The organism is Planomonospora algeriensis (assembly GCF_977012225.1).
In genome coordinates this window covers 1-686 of the sequence record NZ_CDRNDK010001020.1, presented here as the reverse complement: position 1 = coordinate 686, position 686 = coordinate 1, and the positions used below count along the sequence as shown (strand labels likewise).

The window sequence follows — 686 nt, the reverse complement described above, 5'->3', positions numbered from 1 at the left end:
GCCCCCCGCCCAGCTCGCGGGCGGCGAGCAGCAGCGCGTGGCGCTGGCCCGCGCGCTGGCCAACCGCCCCCGGCTGCTGCTGGCCGACGAGCCCACCGGCAACCTGGACAGCCGCAACACCCGCGACGTGCTGAAGCTGCTCGGCCAGGTGCACCGCGACGGCCAGACGATCGTCCTGGTCACCCACGACGCCCGGGTGGCGGGCCTCGCCGACCGGGTGGTCTCCCTCCTCGACGGCCAGATCGTCGACGACGGCGCCCTCCCGGTGTCCCGTCGCCGCCCCCGGGGCGGCGTCGGCGACGTGGTGGAGCTGCGGGGTTAGCCGCCGTGGACACCGTGCGGGCGTCGGCCCGCTGGATCCGCGCCGACCTGCGGGCACGCCGCGGCCAGGCGCTGCTCACCGTCCTTTCGGTGGCCGGGATCGTCGCCGCGCTGGTCGCCGCGGCGACCCTGCTGGAGGACGGCACCAACCCCTGGCGCGGGCTGTTCGAGCGGACGCGCGGCGCGCACGTGTGGATCCACACCGGCGAGGCCCCGGACCTGGTGGCCCTGCGGGGCCTGCCCGGCGTGGTGCGGGTGGCCGGGCCGTACCGGACGGCGCCGGTGACGCTCACCCTGAGCGGCCGCAAGTCGCCGGTCGCGCTGCGCGAGGCGACCACCGTGCCGCCGGAGACGGCCGCGCCGCT

Annotated in this window: 1 protein-coding gene and 1 pseudogene; both read left to right on the top strand. The window is 78.3% G+C overall.

The window, feature by feature from the left end:
* On the top strand, nucleotides 1-322 hold a 322-nt coding region (locus tag ACWJ6R_RS37555; protein WP_449066741.1), incomplete at its 5' end, for an ATP-binding cassette domain-containing protein.
* A gap of 5 nt (nucleotides 323-327) precedes the next feature.
* Nucleotides 328-686, top strand: a pseudogene (locus tag ACWJ6R_RS37550) (ABC transporter permease); the annotation flags it as partial.